The sequence below is a fragment of the Planococcus glaciei genome, assembly GCF_900099655.1.
In the GTDB taxonomy this organism is placed as follows: domain Bacteria; phylum Bacillota; class Bacilli; order Bacillales_A; family Planococcaceae; genus Planococcus; species Planococcus glaciei.
In genome coordinates this window covers 1-16,798 of the sequence record NZ_FNDC01000027.1, presented here as the reverse complement: position 1 = coordinate 16,798, position 16,798 = coordinate 1, and the positions used below count along the sequence as shown (strand labels likewise).

General features: G+C 47.9%; 14 protein-coding genes, 1 tRNA gene, 3 rRNA genes, 1 other RNA gene and 1 other annotated feature. Of the genes, 3 read left to right on the top strand and 16 right to left on the bottom strand.

Annotation, left to right across the window (positions count from 1 at the left end; all coding sequences use genetic code 11):
* The 5 genes from BLQ32_RS19440 to ffs all read right to left on the bottom strand — a co-directional run.
* Window positions 1-230: ribosomal RNA gene (locus BLQ32_RS19440) — 16S ribosomal RNA — on the bottom strand; the annotation flags it as partial.
* A 638-nt stretch (window positions 231-868) separates the two neighbouring features.
* Window positions 869-1,465, bottom strand: coding sequence for a recombination mediator RecR (gene recR / locus BLQ32_RS19435; RefSeq protein WP_036803689.1), 597 nt, complete (start codon window positions 1,463-1,465; stop codon window positions 869-871).
* Window positions 1,466-1,477: 12 nt separating this feature from the next.
* Window positions 1,478-1,798 carry a YbaB/EbfC family nucleoid-associated protein gene (locus BLQ32_RS19430; RefSeq protein WP_036803687.1) on the bottom strand — a complete coding sequence of 107 codons (321 nt, stop codon included), beginning with the start codon at window positions 1,796-1,798 and terminating at the stop codon, window positions 1,478-1,480.
* Between the two features lie 26 nt (window positions 1,799-1,824).
* Window positions 1,825-3,561, bottom strand: coding sequence for a DNA polymerase III subunit gamma/tau (dnaX, locus tag BLQ32_RS19425; protein ID WP_053168300.1), 1,737 nt, complete (start codon window positions 3,559-3,561; stop codon window positions 1,825-1,827).
* 191 nt (window positions 3,562-3,752) lie between these two features.
* Window positions 3,753-4,018: signal recognition particle sRNA large type (gene ffs / locus BLQ32_RS19420), an RNA gene on the bottom strand.
* A gap of 182 nt (window positions 4,019-4,200) precedes the next feature.
* Between ffs and BLQ32_RS19415 the strand changes: the two genes are divergently transcribed.
* A tRNA-Ser gene (locus BLQ32_RS19415) sits at window positions 4,201-4,293 on the top strand.
* Between the two features lie 211 nt (window positions 4,294-4,504).
* Here the strand turns inward: BLQ32_RS19415 and BLQ32_RS19410 are convergent.
* From BLQ32_RS19410 to BLQ32_RS19400, 3 genes are all read right to left on the bottom strand, one after another.
* Window positions 4,505-5,173: a deoxynucleoside kinase gene (locus BLQ32_RS19410; RefSeq protein ID WP_036803682.1), complete on the bottom strand. Its 669-nt coding sequence runs from the start codon at window positions 5,171-5,173 to the stop codon at window positions 4,505-4,507.
* Window positions 5,170-5,808, bottom strand: a complete 639-nt coding sequence (locus BLQ32_RS19405) for a deoxynucleoside kinase (RefSeq protein WP_036803680.1) — start codon at window positions 5,806-5,808, stop codon at window positions 5,170-5,172. The genes BLQ32_RS19410 and BLQ32_RS19405 overlap by 4 nt, the downstream gene beginning before the upstream one ends.
* Window positions 5,809-5,903: 95 nt before the next feature.
* Window positions 5,904-6,767: a YitT family protein gene (locus BLQ32_RS19400; RefSeq protein ID WP_036803678.1), complete on the bottom strand. Its 864-nt coding sequence runs from the start codon at window positions 6,765-6,767 to the stop codon at window positions 5,904-5,906.
* Window positions 6,768-6,910: 143 nt separating this feature from the next.
* Between BLQ32_RS19400 and tadA the strand changes: the two genes are divergently transcribed.
* Complete coding sequence (gene tadA / locus BLQ32_RS19395; protein ID WP_036803675.1) at window positions 6,911-7,402, top strand: tRNA adenosine(34) deaminase TadA; 492 nt, start codon at window positions 6,911-6,913, stop codon at window positions 7,400-7,402.
* Here tadA and BLQ32_RS19390 read toward each other — a convergent pair.
* The 4 genes from BLQ32_RS19390 to pdxS form a co-directional block, all read right to left on the bottom strand.
* Window positions 7,397-8,275: an alpha/beta fold hydrolase gene (locus tag BLQ32_RS19390; RefSeq protein WP_074511863.1), complete on the bottom strand. Its 879-nt coding sequence runs from the start codon at window positions 8,273-8,275 to the stop codon at window positions 7,397-7,399. The two genes, tadA and BLQ32_RS19390, sit on opposite strands and share 6 nt — an antisense overlap.
* A 93-nt stretch (window positions 8,276-8,368) precedes the next feature.
* Window positions 8,369-9,643, bottom strand: a complete 1,275-nt coding sequence (gene serS, locus BLQ32_RS19385) for a serine--tRNA ligase (protein ID WP_074511861.1) — start codon at window positions 9,641-9,643, stop codon at window positions 8,369-8,371.
* Between the two features lie 70 nt (window positions 9,644-9,713).
* Window positions 9,714-9,922: a binding site (T-box leader), on the bottom strand.
* An 11-nt stretch (window positions 9,923-9,933) separates the two neighbouring features.
* A complete protein-coding gene (pdxT, locus tag BLQ32_RS19380) occupies window positions 9,934-10,548 on the bottom strand; it encodes a pyridoxal 5'-phosphate synthase glutaminase subunit PdxT (RefSeq protein WP_074511859.1) in 615 nt (204 codons plus the stop codon).
* 1 nt (window position 10,549) lies between these two features.
* Window positions 10,550-11,434, bottom strand: a complete 885-nt coding sequence (gene pdxS / locus BLQ32_RS19375; protein WP_074511857.1) for a pyridoxal 5'-phosphate synthase lyase subunit PdxS — start codon at window positions 11,432-11,434, stop codon at window positions 10,550-10,552.
* 102 nt (window positions 11,435-11,536) lie between these two features.
* Here pdxS and pdxR point away from each other — a divergent pair, with 102 nt between their 5' ends.
* Window positions 11,537-12,955 (top strand): MocR-like pyridoxine biosynthesis transcription factor PdxR, encoded by a 1,419-nt coding sequence (gene pdxR / locus BLQ32_RS19370; RefSeq protein WP_074511855.1) that lies wholly within the window; start codon window positions 11,537-11,539, stop codon window positions 12,953-12,955.
* A gap of 15 nt (window positions 12,956-12,970) precedes the next feature.
* Here pdxR and BLQ32_RS19365 read toward each other — a convergent pair whose 3' ends face one another.
* The 4 genes from BLQ32_RS19365 to BLQ32_RS19350 all read right to left on the bottom strand — a co-directional run.
* Window positions 12,971-14,317 carry a serine hydrolase gene (locus tag BLQ32_RS19365; protein WP_074511853.1) on the bottom strand — a complete coding sequence of 449 codons (1,347 nt, stop codon included), beginning with the start codon at window positions 14,315-14,317 and terminating at the stop codon, window positions 12,971-12,973.
* A 111-nt stretch (window positions 14,318-14,428) separates the two neighbouring features.
* Complete coding sequence (gene guaB / locus BLQ32_RS19360; RefSeq protein ID WP_074511851.1) at window positions 14,429-15,895, bottom strand: IMP dehydrogenase; 1,467 nt, start codon at window positions 15,893-15,895, stop codon at window positions 14,429-14,431.
* 342 nt (window positions 15,896-16,237) lie between these two features.
* A 5S ribosomal RNA gene (gene rrf, locus BLQ32_RS19355) occupies window positions 16,238-16,353 on the bottom strand.
* Between the two features lie 61 nt (window positions 16,354-16,414).
* Window positions 16,415-16,798 (bottom strand): 23S ribosomal RNA (locus BLQ32_RS19350); the annotation flags it as partial.

Genomic DNA, 16,798 nt, shown 5'->3' with positions numbered 1-16,798 from the left:
GCAGTGACAGCCGAAACCGTCTTTCCGTTGGGTCCCAGGAGGGACCCAAAACTATTCGGTATTAGCACCGGTTTCCCGGAGTTATCCCGATCTGCAGGGCAGGTTGCCCACGTGTTACTCACCCGTCCGCCGCTAAAGTTGAAGAGCAAGCTCTTCAACTTCCGCTCGACTTGCATGTATTAGGCACGCCGCCAGCGTTCGTCCTGAGCCAGGATCAAACTCTCCATTATAGAGTAGTTGATTGCTCAAATACTTGCTGGCGTCTCGCCACCCCGAAAGGTGCGCGAGTCGCTTGATCTGGCCGAAGCCTGATCAGTAGTTCTGCTCGGATCGCTTTGCGACGATCCTCGCATAAAATTTGTTTCGGCGTCGGAACGCCTCAACAATTTTTGTTGACGTTTTGCTGTTCAGTTTTCAAGGTTCATGTTGTGTCGTTTTCTTAATGACAACTTTATTAGTATAACTTATTTTAGAATCGATGTCAACAACTAATTTCAACTTTCTTTTGTTGAAGCTAATCAATCGATTTGGTTGTTATATCGTCTCTCAACGACAACTATATTAGTATAACTTAATCACCGTTAAACGTCAACTAAAACTTTAAAGGTTTTAATTGCCTTGTTTTTTGGGACGCTTATCAATATAACAGCTGTGCCTATCGCCGTCAACGATTAAGCACCAATCCCCGCGTCTTTCCCTAAGCTCGTTTCTGTTTCTTCTATAAGAAGGCGCCCGTTCGAGCCCATAAGAAAAAGCAATGCTGTGTAAGCCATTGCTTTTAAAACCTTGCATCTTCTGAACCGTTCTTGCTTCTTTATAGAAGGAACAGCATATATTACTTTATTAAATGAGGCCACAGTTGCTCTGGCTACAACTCACGGCGCCCTTCCAATGCTTTGGACAGCGTGACTTCATCCGCATATTCCAGATCGCCGCCCACTGGCAGTCCGTGTGCAATGCGCGTTGTTTTAATGCCGGAAGGTTTCACTAGGCGCGAAATGTACATGGCCGTCGCTTCCCCTTCAATTGTCGGGTTTGTCGCCAATATCAATTCGCTGACCGTTTCATCCTGCAGCCGCTTCAATAAAGAAGGAACATTGATATCTTCCGGCCCAATGCCATCCATTGGAGAAATGGCTCCTTGAAGAACATGGTACAGCCCCGTGTAATCGCGCATTTTTTCCATGGCGATGACGTCTTTTGGATCCTGCACCACGCAAATCGTTGTCCGGTCGCGTGATTGGTCCTGGCAAATCATGCACGGATCGACATCGGTGATATGCCCGCAGTTTGAGCAGAAACTCAAATTCCGTTTGGCATCCACCAGTGCTTTTGCAAAATCAAGGACCGTGTCCTCTTTCATTCCAAGCACAAAAAATGCCAGCCGGGCCGCTGTTTTCGGCCCGATTCCTGGCAATTTCATAAAGCTTTCCATCAATTTCGATATTGGTTCTGGATAATGCATCCTGTTTACCTCCTAGAACATGCCTGGAAGATTTAACCCCTTAGTGAATTTCCCCATTGTGGAATTCGCATGCTCATCCGCTTTTTTAAACGCTTCGTTTGTTGCCACGATCAATAGGTCCTGAAGCATTTCAACATCTTCCGGATCGACAACTGATGGATCCAACACTACATCCAATACTTCTTTGTGTCCGGATACAGTAACTTTCACCATTCCGCCGCCAGCTGACCCTTCGAATTTCAATGTCCCTAGTTCTTCTTGAGCCTCAGCCATTTGTTTTTGCATTTTCTGCATTTGTTTCATCATGCCTTGCATATTTCCGCCACCGCGCATAATTGTTTCCTCCTCAAGGTTTTTTATTAATCTTCATGGATTTCGACAAAATCTTTGCCGAATAGCCGCTCGGCTTCCGCAATGAACGGATCTTCTTCCGCTGCTGAGCCTTCCGCAGAAAACGGATGTGGTTCTTCAGACTCCGTCTGCTTCTCATCTGCCCCTGCTTTCAACCCGTTGCTTCTAATAAACTCTTCACGTATTTTCAGCCAGCTTTCATCCGGCACAAAAATCGGCGTGTAGGCTTTCCCTGTGTACTGCTGCAGAAGTTGGCTGAAAGCGACCGCAAAGGTCTGGTTGTCGGAAGCCATCTGGCAATGAATATCATACTTGAATTTTAACACAAAAGCATCTGCTGACGCCGCTACTGGCTCCGCTTCGTTCAATAAAGCCGCATGCGATCTTTGCAGTTGGCCCATTACCGTTGCCCAATTGGTTTTAATCGCCTGGATATCCGGTTTGGTCGCATTCTTTAAGACGTCCTGAATGCGGCCAACGGGAATCTTAAAGGCACTTTGAGACCGTTGGCGGCGCTTCGGTTCCGCATTTGCGGCTGCCGGAGCTGCAGCTGTTGCCCCGTTTTTCAGTTGCTGCTGGAGTTGGATCACCAATTGCTCCAATTGATTGACCTTGGCTTCCAGCTCCGGAGAGGCCGAATCCGAAGAGATCATGGCCGGCGCGTCTGCCTGCACCATTTTCAAGAGGGCTGTCTCTAAATATATTTTGGTATGGTTGGAAAACCGCATTTCCTGTTGGGTTTTCGTCAACACATCAATCCACGCATAAAGCGTTGCCGGCTCGAATTGCTTGGCAAGCGCTTCGAAGCGTTCTTCATGTGCTGCGAGTTCCAGCATATCGTGAAGATCCGGCGCCGTCTGAATCAACAGCAAGTCCCGGAAGAAGGTAATAAAGTCTTCCACGAGCCGAACCGGATCTTTGCCATCTCGCACCAATTGCTCCAGAAGCGTCAATGCCTGGCCAATGTCTTTTTCGACGAGTGCTTCTGCAATGTCATAAAACATGTCCTGGCTGATAGATCCTGTTACAAGCAGTGCGTCTTCAAGCGTCATTTCATCGCCGCTGAACGACACAACCTGGTCAAGCAAGCTGAGCGCATCCCGCATGCCGCCGGCTGCTGCCTGGGCAATCACTTTCAATACTTGCTCATTATAAGGAATGCCTGCATCTGTCAGAACTTCAATCATCCGTTCCACAATATCCGTCTGCGTCAAGCGCTTAAAATCAAAGCGTTGGCAGCGGGAAATGATGGTAAGCGGCAATTTATGCGGCTCCGTTGTCGCCAAAATAAAGACGACGTGCTCTGGCGGTTCTTCCAGTGTTTTCAGCAAGGCATTGAAGGCACTGTTGGAAAGCATATGCACTTCATCAATGATGTAGATCTTGAAACGGGAATTGGCCGGAGAGAACCGGACCTTTTCAATGATTTCCCGCATTTCTTCCACCCGGGAATTGGAAGCCGCATCAAATTCGATGACGTCTGTATTGGATCCTTCAGTAATGCTCTTACAAGAACTGCATTCGTTGCAGGGTTCTGCTACAGGGGCCTGTTCGCAATTGAGCGCTTTTGCAAAGATTTTCGCTGCACTCGTTTTCCCTGTGCCCCTTGGCCCTGAAAACAAATAAGCATGCGTGGTCTTATTGTAAAGGAGAGCATTTTGAAGGGTTTGTTTGATATGCGACTGACCTGACATTTCGGAAAAGGACTGCGGCCGGTACACACGGTAAAAAGCTTGATACGCCAACGTTTTTCTCTCCTTTTGTGAAATATGTTTTTCGTCCCTTAATTATATCATAAAAAGAGGAGGCTCCTGAATGATTACCCTCTGAATTGCCGGCTGTTATTCGTTGTCATTATAGGATTCCCAGCCGGAATTTTTTCATACAAAAAACCTGTCCGCGAAGTTGCGGACAGGCTTGAGTTTTAAAATTATTGCCGTGCACCTTTCTTTGACTGCTGCACACAAGCGTTACCCTTGTCGTTGGCTCGATCTAGGCGACCCCACGGCACATGAAAAGATCCACTTAATGCTGCTTCCTTCCGGACCTGACATGGTTCATGGGTTTCCATTGCGCAGGACCCAAATGTCAACACTACGTGCAAGAGTCAGACCCTGCACACAAACAGCCTAGGAAAGGAATTCAGTCCTGCTAAAGCGGATTGCAGGTTACAGGACACCGCTATCTTCCCACCTAGCACGGCATTAACTAGTATACGAATATTCCCCGGAAAAATCAATCCGTAACTCTTATTTAATCTCAAATAGCTGAAAAACCCGTATTAGTAAGGAAAAAATAAGGCTTCTAAAAAAATCTCGAAAAAAAATTCCTGAAACTGTTGACACATTGTTTCGTTTTATGATAAATTAATTCTTGTCTGATACGGAGGAATACCCAAGTTTGGCTGAAGGGATCGGTCTTGAAAACCGACAGGGGAGTCAAATCCCGCGGGGGTTCGAATCCCTCTTCCTCCTCCATTTTTTGAATTTACACGCGCATATAAATTCGAGATTGGATTCGTTACGAAAGTAGCGAATTTTTCTTAACACATATATGTCTGAAGATTTCGATACATAAAACACGACGTTAAAGCAGGTGGCCCAAAGCCATCTGCTTTTTTTATTGGTTCGTAAACTATTTCCCGGGAAATAAAAAATCCCTGAGCCATTACGGACTCAGGGGAAAAGCTTATTTTTTCAATAAGGAAGTTTGCTGCATGAAATTGCCGATGCGTTCTACGATGCGTTCAGCGCAGTCCGGGTCATTCATCAGATCATAATCGTTGATGTTCAGGCGCAGCACCGGGCAACCGTTGAACGAATTGATCCATTTTTCGTAGCGTTCATGCATTTCAAGCCAGTACTCGACCGGCGTCTGCTGTTCCATTGCGCGGCCGCGTTCCTGGATGCGTCCCAGAATGTCTTCAATCGACCCTTCCAAGTAAATCAATAAATCCGGATGCGGGAAATAAGGCGTCATCACCATAGCTTCAAACAGATTCGTGTACGTTTCGTAGTCCACGTTATTCATCGTGCCTTTTTCCCAATGCATTTTCGCGAAAATGCCGGTATCCTCATAAATGGAACGGTCCTGGATAAAACCGCCGCCGTATTCAAACATGCGCTTTTGTTCTTTAAAGCGCTCCGCCAGGAAGTAAATCTGTAGATGGAAGCTCCATTTCTCGAAGTCATCGTAAAACAAATCCAGGTAAGGGTTGGCATCCACTTTTTCAAACGATGTACGGAAATGAAGCGTATCTGCCAAGGCTTTAGTCATGGTGGATTTGCCCACACCTACTGTACCTGCAATGGTAATTACAGCACTTTCCGGAATGCCGTATTTTTCACGTAAATTCATATCGTTAAACTCCTTTGTTGTAAGGTTCCGTCCACTTTAGCCAGAATCTGCTGCAAATCGGCTTCATTCTGGACGAAATCCATTTCATCTCCATTAAAACGCAGCACCGGAATTTCCGGATGCTCCCGCTCAAAACGTTCAATAAATTCATGGTAATCCGCAACCAGCTGTTCCATATAAGCCGGGGTAATCATTTGCTCGAATTCACGTCCGCGCATTTTGATGCGCTTCATCAACGTATCCAAACTCGCATGCAAGTAAATCACCATATTCGGCGCCGGCATATCCGCTGTCAGGATTTTATAGATGGCTTCGTATTTGGCATATTCGGCCTCCGGCAGCGTCCGCTTCGCAAAAATTAGGTTCTTGAATATATGGTAATCCGCTGCTACAGGCTCACGGTTAGAAATGAATTTCTTCTGTATGTCGGTTAATTGTTTATAGCGATTGCATAAAAAGAACATTTCGGTCTGGAAGCTCCATTCCTCAATGTCTTCGTAAAACTTTGTCAGAAACGGATTTTCATCGACGATTTCTTTCAACATTTGAAAGCGATGGTGGTCAGCAATTGCTTTTGCCAGTGACGTTTTGCCAACGCCAATCGGGCCTTCTACCGTTATAAATGGCACCGGCATGGGAAGTTCCCCTCTTTCTGTTCAAGTGTGGTACAGTGCCATTTATTTTACCATAGACTGCACGGTAAAAGTAGGAAAAAAAGCAGCTCTCCGACTTAATGGATCGCTGCTTTAAAAGTTCCCCCGTGCACTTCCTGGGTATCCATAATGGTCACAAACGCTTTCGGATCAATATCCGCTACAATGTGTTTCAGTTTGGAAATTTCTAATCTCGTCACCACTACATAAATGACATCTTTGGCAGATTCTTCGTAGCCGCCTTTGCCGTGCAGCTTGGTGACGCTTCGGCCAAGCCGGGAATTGATGGCAGCGCCCAATTCGATGAATTCATCGGACACAATAATGACCGCTTTCGTATCATCCAGTCCTTGGATGACGATATCAATCGTTTTGGAAGCAATATAATACGTTAAAATGGAATACATCGCGTGTTCCCAGCCAAGGACAAATCCGGCCCATAAAAAGATGAAGATATTGACGAACATTACAAATTCACCAACTGAAAAAGGCAATTTGCGCGTTAGTAGAATACCCAGGATTTCCGTGCCGTCCAGCGCTCCGCCGTTCCGGATCACGAGGCCCACTCCGGCACCAAGGATCAGGCCGCCAAATACCGTGGCAAGCAACGGATCATCGACCACACCTGGAATCGGATGCAATGGAAATTCAATAATCGCCAACGCTACAATTGCGAAAATGGAGGAGATAAAAAAGTTCTTCCCAATATGCTTGTACCCGAAGAAAAGAAAGGGCAAGTTGATTACGACCATTAAAATACCAAATGGAATCGGAGTCAGATAGTCTAAAATCAGCGAAATGCCGATAATGCCGCCGTCAATAATCGAATTGGGCACTAAAAAAAGTTCAATGGAAACGGCAGCCATCGTGGCGCCCAGTAAAATCAGCAAAAAACGCATAACTAAATGCTTAAATGTCTCTTTTTTATGTTCTTTGACCATCAAATCTCTCCCAAAAATCAAACACTGGATTTTTTTCTCCTTTTTATTTTACGCTTTTCTCCTCCATTTGTCTTGATAGACTCCTAATTCCTTTAGCATACTTATAAAAAAATGATAAACTGGGGTGTAGGGAGCGATGAACAATGAACGGAATTGAATTAGACCATTATTATATGGGCCTCGCAATCGAAGAAGCTGAAAAAGCCGCCGCCAAGGGAGAAGTGCCGATTGGCGCCGTCATCGTGCAGGACGGGCACGTGATTGCACGGGCTCATAACCTGCGGGAAACCACCCAAAATGCGGTGACCCATGCGGAACTGCTGGCCATCCAGGAAGCCTGCCAGACCATCAGCAATTGGCGGCTGGAAAACACAAGCCTTTACGTTACGTTAGAGCCTTGTCCAATGTGCGCCGGCGCAATTCTGCAATCCCGCATTCCGCGTGTCGTTTACGGGGCCCGTGATATCAAGGCCGGCAGTGTGGATTCCTTATACCGGCTGCTGAACGATGAACGCTTTAACCATCAATGCGAAGTCACCGAAAATGTCATGGCCGAAGAATGCGGCGGTTTGCTGACCCAGTTTTTCCGGACGCTACGGGAAAACAAAAAGAAAAAAAAGCGGGAGCTCCTATAGGGCTGCCGCTTTTTCTTCGTTTAAAAACTGCTTGATGAGCATATTGAGAATATGCGCCTGCTCGTGATGGACCCAGTGCGTCGCTTCCCCCACAAACACCAATTCTCCGTCCTCGCAAAAGTCCAGGCTTTCCTTCGCCAGTTCTGTCGACAGGAACTGATCGCCCACGCCCCAAATAATCCGCACCGGCAACCCAATTTTCTGTACCGGCACTTGCAGAACATTGCCGCGGCGGATCGCCCGGTACCAGTTCAGCATCGCCGTCAGTGCACCGGGCTGGTCCCATGCTTCCCGGTAAGCGGCGAGTTCTTCCTCAGAAAATGTATCTGGCATGCTTGTCGATACCAAACTCCCGACCATCGTCTTGAAATAATCCGCCGCCAGCATTTTTTCCGGCAGGTCCGGCAATTGGAAAAAGGCGATATACGAACTCCTCGCCCATTGCAGCGGATTGCGCTTCATGACCCTTGGCATCGCTTTGGGATGCGGAATGTTCACCACAATCAGCTTGTCCACATAGGCCGGCTTTGTTGCTGCCAAATGCCAGGCCACTGCTCCTCCCCAGTCGTGCCCGATGACGGTGGCGCTCGTCTTGCCAAAATGGCCGATCAACCCGACAATGTCATCCCGCAGCAAATCCAAGGTATAACTTCCGATGTCCTGCGGCTTATCGCTCAGATTGTAGCCCCGCTGGTCCGGCACGGCAACGCGGTAGCCCAGTTCCGTGAGCGGTTCAATCTGCTTTTTCCAGCCAAACCAGAATTCCGGGAACCCGTGCAGCAAAACAACAAGCGGCCCGTCTTCCGGCCCTGCAACTGCCGTATGCAACGTGATGCCGTTCGTTTGAATGTACTGAAATGATAGATTTTCCATTCCATCAACACCTCTCCTTGCTATTTACCAGTCTTTACCCGTTTCCATAAAAAATTAAAAACCCAAGAGCCATAAGCTCTTGGGTCTATCCGTTTACTTGATCAAGTCTTTGCCGCCCATATACGGACGCAATACTTCAGGGATGACGATGGTGCCGTCTTCCTGCTGGCAGTTTTCCAGCAAAGCGGCCACTGTGCGGCCGATTGCCAGTCCGCTGCCGTTTAAGGTATGGACAAATTCCGGCTTGCCGTTCGCTTCGCGGCGGAATTTGATGTTGGCGCGACGTGCCTGGAAATCTTCAAAATTACTGCAAGAAGAAATCTCACGGTACATGTCCTGGCTCGGAATCCAAACTTCGATGTCGTATTTCTTCGCAGCGGTAAAGCCAAGGTCCGCTGTGCACATTTTCAGGACGCGGTAAGGAAGCCCTAATAGCTGCAGCACTTTTTCGGCATGTCCGGTCAATTTCTCCAGTTCATCATATGAATCTTCCGGCTTTACAAAGCGCACCAGCTCGACTTTATTGAATTGGTGCTGTCGGATTAACCCACGTGTGTCCCGGCCCGCAGAACCCGCTTCAGAGCGGAAATTCGCGCTGTATGAAGCGAATGCCTGCGGAAGCATATCCGCTGACAGGATTTCATCGCGGTAGAAGTTCGTCACCGGCACTTCAGAAGTCGGGATCAGGAAATAATCTTCTTTCTCGATCAGGAATGCGTCTTCTTCAAATTTCGGCAACTGGCCTGTGCCCGTCAAGCTTTCGCGGTTGACCATGTAAGGCGGCAGGATTTCCTGGTAGCCATGCTCTTCCTGGTGCAAATCCATCATGAAGTTGATAAGCGCCCGTTCGAGGCGGGCTCCAAGGCCGCGGTAGAAAACGAAACGGCTGCCTGTTACTTTTGCTGCCCGTTCAAAATCGATGATGTTTAAGTCCGTGCCAAGATCCCAATGCGGTTTGGCTTCAAATGTGAATTCCGGCTTTTCTCCCCAAGTCCGGATTTCAACGTTGTCGTCTTCAGACTCGCCGACCGGCACGCTGTCATGCGGAATGTTCGGTACACGCATCATGATGTAGTTCAAACGCTCTTCCACTTCGCGCAATTCATCGTCAATCGCTTTGATCTGTTCGCCGACTTCGCGCATTTTGGCAATGGCTTCATCTGCATTTTCTTTATTGCGCTTCATCACCGCGATGTTTTGCGATGCCTCGTTGCGTTCAGCTTTCAATTTCTCTGTTTGTGCAATCAATTCACGGCGTTTGGCATCCACCGCTTCAAAATCGTCCAGCACGGAAATATCTTCCCCGCGTTTCGCGAGCTTCGTTTTTACTTCTTCAAAATTGGCACGTACGTGTTTAATGTCTAACATACCGGTTCCTCCTCAAAATAAAATAGTGATCAATAGAAAAAAGGCAACAAAAATAGCCCTCGTCCCCTGGTAAAGGGACGAGAGCTACCCGCGTTGCCACCCTGATTGATCGGCTAAAAAGCCCGATCCTCTTCATTACATAACGGCCTTTAAACCGGCAATGGCTTATGTCGCCATGCAACTCAGGAGTGGATTCACACGCGCTTTTCACCGGTTCGCACCAACCACCGGCTCTCTTTGGAAAAACAACGCATTACTATTCCCCATCAACGTTTCTACTTTTAAATTAATCATACTTTACTATAAACGGAGCTTTTTGGCAAGGAAATGCCAGTTTCAGAGGGAATCATGCTCAAAAAATAAGCCGTAATGCGGTGGTCATCGGTCAATTCCGGATGAAACGAACAGCCGAGAAACTGGCTGCTTCTTGCCATGACGATTTTTCCGCCGTGCTCGCTCAATACCTCAATCCCAGGACCTGCACTGACAATATGCGGCGCCCGGATAAAGACCGCTTCAAACGGAGTTTCTATCCCTTTTATGGACAACGGAGCTTCAAAGCTTTCGGCTTGGCGGCCGAATGAATTGCGTTCCACTATAATATCCATCACGCCAAGATGCGCCTCGGGGTAACCGGCGATTTCCTTTGCCAAAAGAATTAACCCCGCACAGGTGCCAAACATTGGCTTGCCGCTTTCTGCAAATTTGCGAAGCGGATCGATCAACCCGTAGCGGTCGATCAACCGGCGCATCGTGGTGCTTTCCCCGCCCGGCAAAATCAAGGCATCCAAATCTTCCAAGTCGCTTGGCCATTTGACCAGCACTGCTTTTGCACCGCATGCTTCAAGAGACTGCGCATGTTCTCTTACCGCTCCCTGCAATGCCAGAACACCGACTCGTTTCATCTTACCAGCCCCGTTCCTGCATGCGTTCACCTGCGGCAATCGTGGAAATTTCAATGCCTTTCATGGCGATGCCGAGGTCTTTTGACAGTTCGGCAATCAATTTATAATCCTGGTAATGCGTTGTTGCTTCCACAATGGCACGCGCGAACCGTTCCGGATGTTCCGATTTGAAGATGCCGGACCCGACAAATACGCCATCTGCTCCCAGTTCCATCATCAAGGCCGCATCTGCAGGCGTTGCCACACCGCCCGCTGCAAAGTTGACGACCGGCAAGCGGCCAAGGCGCTTCACTTCTTTCAGGAATTCATACGATGCGCCTAAGTTGCGTGCTTCGGTCATCAATTCATCATCGCTGAGCGTAACGACTTTTCGCACTTCTGCATTCACTTGGCGCAAGTGCCGGACCGCTTCGACGATATTGCCGGTCCCTGGTTCTCCTTTTGTGCGAAGCATCGAAGCCCCTTCCCCAATGCGCCGGGCTGCTTCGCCTAAATTGCGGCAGCCGCAGACAAATGGCACCGTATAGGCATCCTTCAATAAGTGGAATTCTTCGTCCGCCGGTGTCAGCACTTCACTTTCATCTATGTAATCGACACCCATCGCTTCTAGTACACGCGCTTCCACAATATGGCCAATCCGCGCTTTGGCCATTACCGGAATGGATACAGCTTTCATCACTTCTTCTGTAATGCGCGGGTCTGCCATACGCGCTACGCCGCCGTCTCTTCGAATATCCGAAGGCACGCGTTCAAGCGCCATAACCGCTGTTGCGCCCGCTGCTTCTGCAATGCGCGCCTGTTCTGCATTCACCACATCCATGATGACGCCGCCTTTTTGCATTTCCGCCATTCCGCGTTTGACTCGATCCGTTCCGTATTTACTCATTAAAATTCCCCCTTTTCTTGATATTGTCAGTATAATAGAGATTGACCATATAGAAATACTCAGATTCCTATTAATTCATAAGGTCAGTTAGGAGAATCTATCATGGATATGCTAATGTTCCAGCTGCAGCGAAGCACTTCAACGCCTTTATACAAACAGCTTTACCGGGAAATTAAACAAGCCATTGTTGACGGCAAAATTTCCGTCGATACCAAACTGCCCAGCAAACGAAAACTGGCGGAGTTTCTGGATATCAGCCAGACCACAGTTGAACTGGCTTATGGCCAGCTGGTTGCAGAAGGGTTTATTGAATCGAGGGCCCGCAAAGGGTTTTACGCGCAGCCGGTGGAAGAAGTGGCTTATTTGGATGTGCCGCAAGAGGAACCCTTGGCGCCGGAACGTCTAGAATACCGCTATGATTTTAATCCGGCAGCCATCGATTCCCGTTCTTTTCCTTTTTCAACGTGGCGCAAGCTGTCCAAAGACCTTCTCGATGAATCCAACCATGAATTGCTGTTGAGCGGGCATCCGCAAGGCGATGAAACCCTGCGCCAGGAAATTTCCCGCTACTTGTTCCAGTCACGGGGCGTGGTATGCGAAGCCGATCAAATCATTATCGGCTCCGGAACGGAACAGTTGATGCCTTTGTTGATTCGCTTGCTTGATAAAACCATTGTGTTCGGCTTTGAAAATCCGGGATATGCGCTGACGCATACCATCTTTGCCCACCATGACCGGAAAGCCGTACCCATCAGCATCGAAACAGATGGCATCAATGTCGGAGAACTTGAAGCGTCGGAAGTGGATATTGCTTATGTCACACCTTCCCATCAATTTCCGACAGGCGCCGTGCTCAGTGCCACCAAACGGGCTCAACTCCTAAACTGGGCAGCAGCCAAGCCTGAACGCTACATCATTGAAGACGATTACGACAGCGAATTCCGCTACACAAGTCGGCCAATCCCGGCACTCCAGAGCATGGATGTCAGCGGACGGGTTATTTACATCAGTACGTTTTCCAAGTCGCTGATGCCTTCTTTGCGGATTGCCTATATGGTTTTGCCGAAAAGGCTGATGCGTGCTTACCGCCAGACCTTCCTTCATTATTCATCATCTGTGCCAAGGATTGACCAGCAGCTTGTCAGCGCGTTTATGAAAGAAGGGCATTTTTCACGCCACTTAAACCGGATGCGCAAACTGTACAAGAAAAAACTTGAACACTTAACAGCCGTTCTGCATGTATTTGCACCTCAGGTCTCGGTTTCCGGCCAGCAAGCCGGCATGCACATTGTGCTGACCGTCCAGACTGCTTTAACGGAAAACGAGCTTATTGAACGCGCTAAAAGCGCCGGAATCCGGGTATTTGGCCTGGGATCTTACGACGTCGAAGGAAAAACGGTCTCGCCTCCCAAAATCGTTTTGGGATTCGGCGGATTGACCGAACAAGAAATTGAATCAGGAATCATGAATTTAATGGCGTGCTGGGAAATTGGCGCACAAAAAAGCAGCTCATCTGAATAGATGAACTGCTTTTCTTTAGAATAATCCTTTTACAAAATCAAGGGCGCCTGACCACATACTGGAGACGAAGTTGCCAACAGCCTGGACAGACAGCGAGAACCAATTGGCTCGTGCCACTTTTTCGGTTGTCACAACTTCAGCATCGCTTTTTGAGCCATCCAAGTAGCCGTAGTCTTCGCCTTCTGTTTTGACAATATTAACGGTACCAACCACTTCTCCCTTGCCGATTCCCGCTTCAATCTTGCCATCGGGCACGACAGACTCATCGAGGACCAGTTCCGGTTGATAGTTTTCTTTGTCGCTTGTCTGAATCATCATCGTAATCGGCTCTTTCACGGCGATTGATACAGCTTTTTCTTCCCCTTTGGTTACCGGCAAGGTTTCTTGTCCTTTGATCTGGTAACCGCCGGGAATGACCTCTTCTTTCGTGAATTGGCCAAAGCCGAAGTCGAACAGAACCCGTGTCTGGTCAAAACGTGCTTTGTAGGAACCCACACCCTTTTCATCGACCGCTTTCATCACAACAGCAATCAGCCGCGTCCCATCACGCTTGGCCGTACCGGCAAAGCTGTGTCCGGCAAAATCCGTACTGCCGGTTTTCAAGCCATCCACGCCTTCGTATTCAAAAGCCAATCCTGGAAGCATTGAATTCCAGTTCAGCATATTGATCGCATCTGCTGTTCCCGGACGGAACATCTTATTTGGAATTTTTGTAGTTTCCAACACTTCCGGATAATCGTCCAGCAGCGCCTTTGTCAATTTTGCAACGGCCTTTGCGGACATGACGTTTTCATCATTCGCGCCTGTGCTTTTCGGGTGCATCCCCATCAACAAGGAGTTGCTCAATCCCGTTGAATTGACCAATTTGGCGCCGGCCAATCCCAGCTCTTCCGCTTTTTCATTCATCAGGCGGACGAATTCCTCTTCCGTCCCAGCGATCGTTTCAGCAATGCCGATTGTCGCCGCATTCGCAGAATAAATCGCCATCGCTTCATACAATTCCTGAATCGTATAAGCTTCTCCTTTTCTTAAAGGCACGTTGCTCAAGCGCATATCCTGTGAAATTTCGTAAGCGTAATCTGTTACCGTATATTCCTGGTCCCACGATACACGGCCGTCTTCAATCGCTTCAAACAATAAATACTCGGTCATCATTTTTGTCATGCTCGCAATCCCTAACGTAGCGTCTGCGTTTTGTGCATATAATATTTTTCCGGAATCAGCATCTACCAAAATGGCAGCATCCGCCAGTATATTTAAAGAATCTGCCGCTTTTGCCTGCTGAGGCATACCAACAGTCAGCAGCACAGCCAAAACAATTGTTAATTTCAACACAATTCTCACGTATTTCAATACCTCCATCTGTAAGTTTCCCCATATAATTCTATCATATTCTGTACCTCCCTAAACCAAAACATGAAAAAAGCACTCTTTGCATCTACGGATAGACGCAAAGAGTGCTTTAGGCAAATCTTATGAAATAGAATAGTTAGGAGACTCTTTTGTAATTTGGACATCGTGCGGATGGCTTTCGCGAAGGCCAGCGCCAGTCATGCGGATAAATTGCGCTTCATCACGCAAAGTCTGCAGATCCGGAGTTCCGCAATAACCCATTCCTGCACGAATGCCGCCAAGCAATTGATGAATCGTATCAGCAAGCGGCCCTTTGTATGGCAAGCGCCCTTCAATGCCTTCCGGTACCAGTTTTTTCGCATCATCCTGGAAATAACGGTCTTTTGATCCTTTTTCCATAGCTGCGATTGAACCCATGCCGCGGTAATTTTTAAATTGGCGCCCCTGGAAGATTTCGGTTTCTCCTGGGCTTTCCGTCGTACCAGCAAGAAGGCTTCCGAGCATGACCACATGCCCGCCGGCTGCCAATGCTTTAATGATATCGCCGGAATACTTGATGCCGCCGTCTGCAATAATTGTTTTGCCGTGTTGGCGTGCTTCTGTGGCACAATCGTAAACAGCCGTGATTTGTGGAACCCCAACACCGGCAACAACTCGAGTCGTACAAATCGAACCAGGTCCGATTCCTACTTTGACAACGTCCGCTCCAGCATCGATCAATGCTTTTGTGCCTTCTGCAGTGGCTACATTTCCTGCGATGATTGCCAATTCAGGGTATGTCGCACGAATTTGGCTAACGGAATCCAAAACCCCTTTGGAATGGCCATGTGCCGTATCAAGAACAATTACGTCCACACCCGCTTTAACCAATTGCTCCACTCGCTTCATTGTATCTGAAGTCACTCCGACTGCCGCGCCTGCAAGCAATCGTCCGTGGCTGTCTTTTGCAGCATTCGGGAACTCGATGACTTTTTCGATATCTTTAATGGTAATTAACCCTTTTAATATCCCTTGATCATCAACAATTGGGAGTTTCTCAATTTTATATTGCTGAAGAATTTTTTCGGCCTCTTCGAGCGTAGTTCCTACTGAAGCTGTAACCAATTCCTCTTTCGTCATCACTTCATCGATTTTCAATGAATAGTCCTGGATGAAGCGCAAGTCACGGTTCGTAATGATTCCGACCAATTTTTGTTCTTCTTCATTGTTGACAATTGGAACACCTGAGATGCGGTATTTCCCCATAAGATGTTCAGCATCATACACTTGGTGTGTAGGCGTTAAGAAGAAAGGATCCGTAATAACGCCGTTCTCTGAACGTTTTACAGTCGTTACTTGCTCTGCCTGTTCTTCGATGCTCATGTTCTTGTGGATGATTCCCAGTCCGCCTTGGCGAGCCATTGAAATCGCCATTTTTGCTTCGGTAACAGTATCCATGCCCGCACTGATAATAGGAATGTTCAATTTAATAGCCGGAGTTAACTCCACTGACAAATTGATATCCTTTGGCAGCACTTCCGATTGTGCTGGTACAAGCAATACATCATCAAACGTTAAACCTTCTTTAACAAATTTCGATTCCCACATTATGGATACGCCTCCTGCTTCCTTTTGAATATTATTGTAAGGTTATCAGCGCGGCTAAACAGTGTCAAGAAAACGGGAATAAGAAAAAGTATTCAGAATTATCGTTCAGGTAATTTTTGATTGATGAAGAGTCCCGCAGAATTTCATATAGCGCTGCCGTTTGATCGTCTTAACGGTTCTACTGCCCGTTCTTTTTATTTCTTTTAGCATATTTTCAAGAAATATACAATTGGTTCGACTATGTAATAACCGGTACTACTGGTCTCTTTTTGATGCAAGTATATTCGTAAATAAGCACAAAAAAGCCGCCGCCGGAAATACCGGCAACGGCTTTTTTTCTTGGCCCAGCAATGTCCTACTCTCACAGGGGGAAACCCCCAACTACCATCGGCGCAAAAGAGCTTAACTTCCGTGTTCGGGATGGGAACGGGTGTGGCCTCTTTGCCATCATCACTGGACTATTTTTCTTGAGTGCTTGCGCCCTCAAAACTGGATATGCGACAGTTGAAAACAACGTGTTTGGTTAAGTCCTCGATCGATTAGTATTCGTCAGCTGCACGCGTCGCCGCGCTTCCACCCCGAACCTATCTACCTCATCGTCTTTGAGGGATCTTACTTGCTTGCGCAATGGGAAATCTCATCTTGAGGGGGGCTTCGTGCTTAGATGCTTTCAGCACTTATCCCGGCCACACATAGCTACCCAGCGATGCCCCTGGCGGAACAACTGGTACACCAGCGGTGTGTCCATCCCGGTCCTCTCGTACTAAGGACAGCTCCTCTCAAATTTCCTGCGCCCGCGACGGATAGGGACCGAACTGTCTCACGACGTTCTGAACCCAGCTCGCGTACCGCTTTAATGGGCGAACAGCCCAACCCTTGGGACCGACTACAGCCCCAGGATGC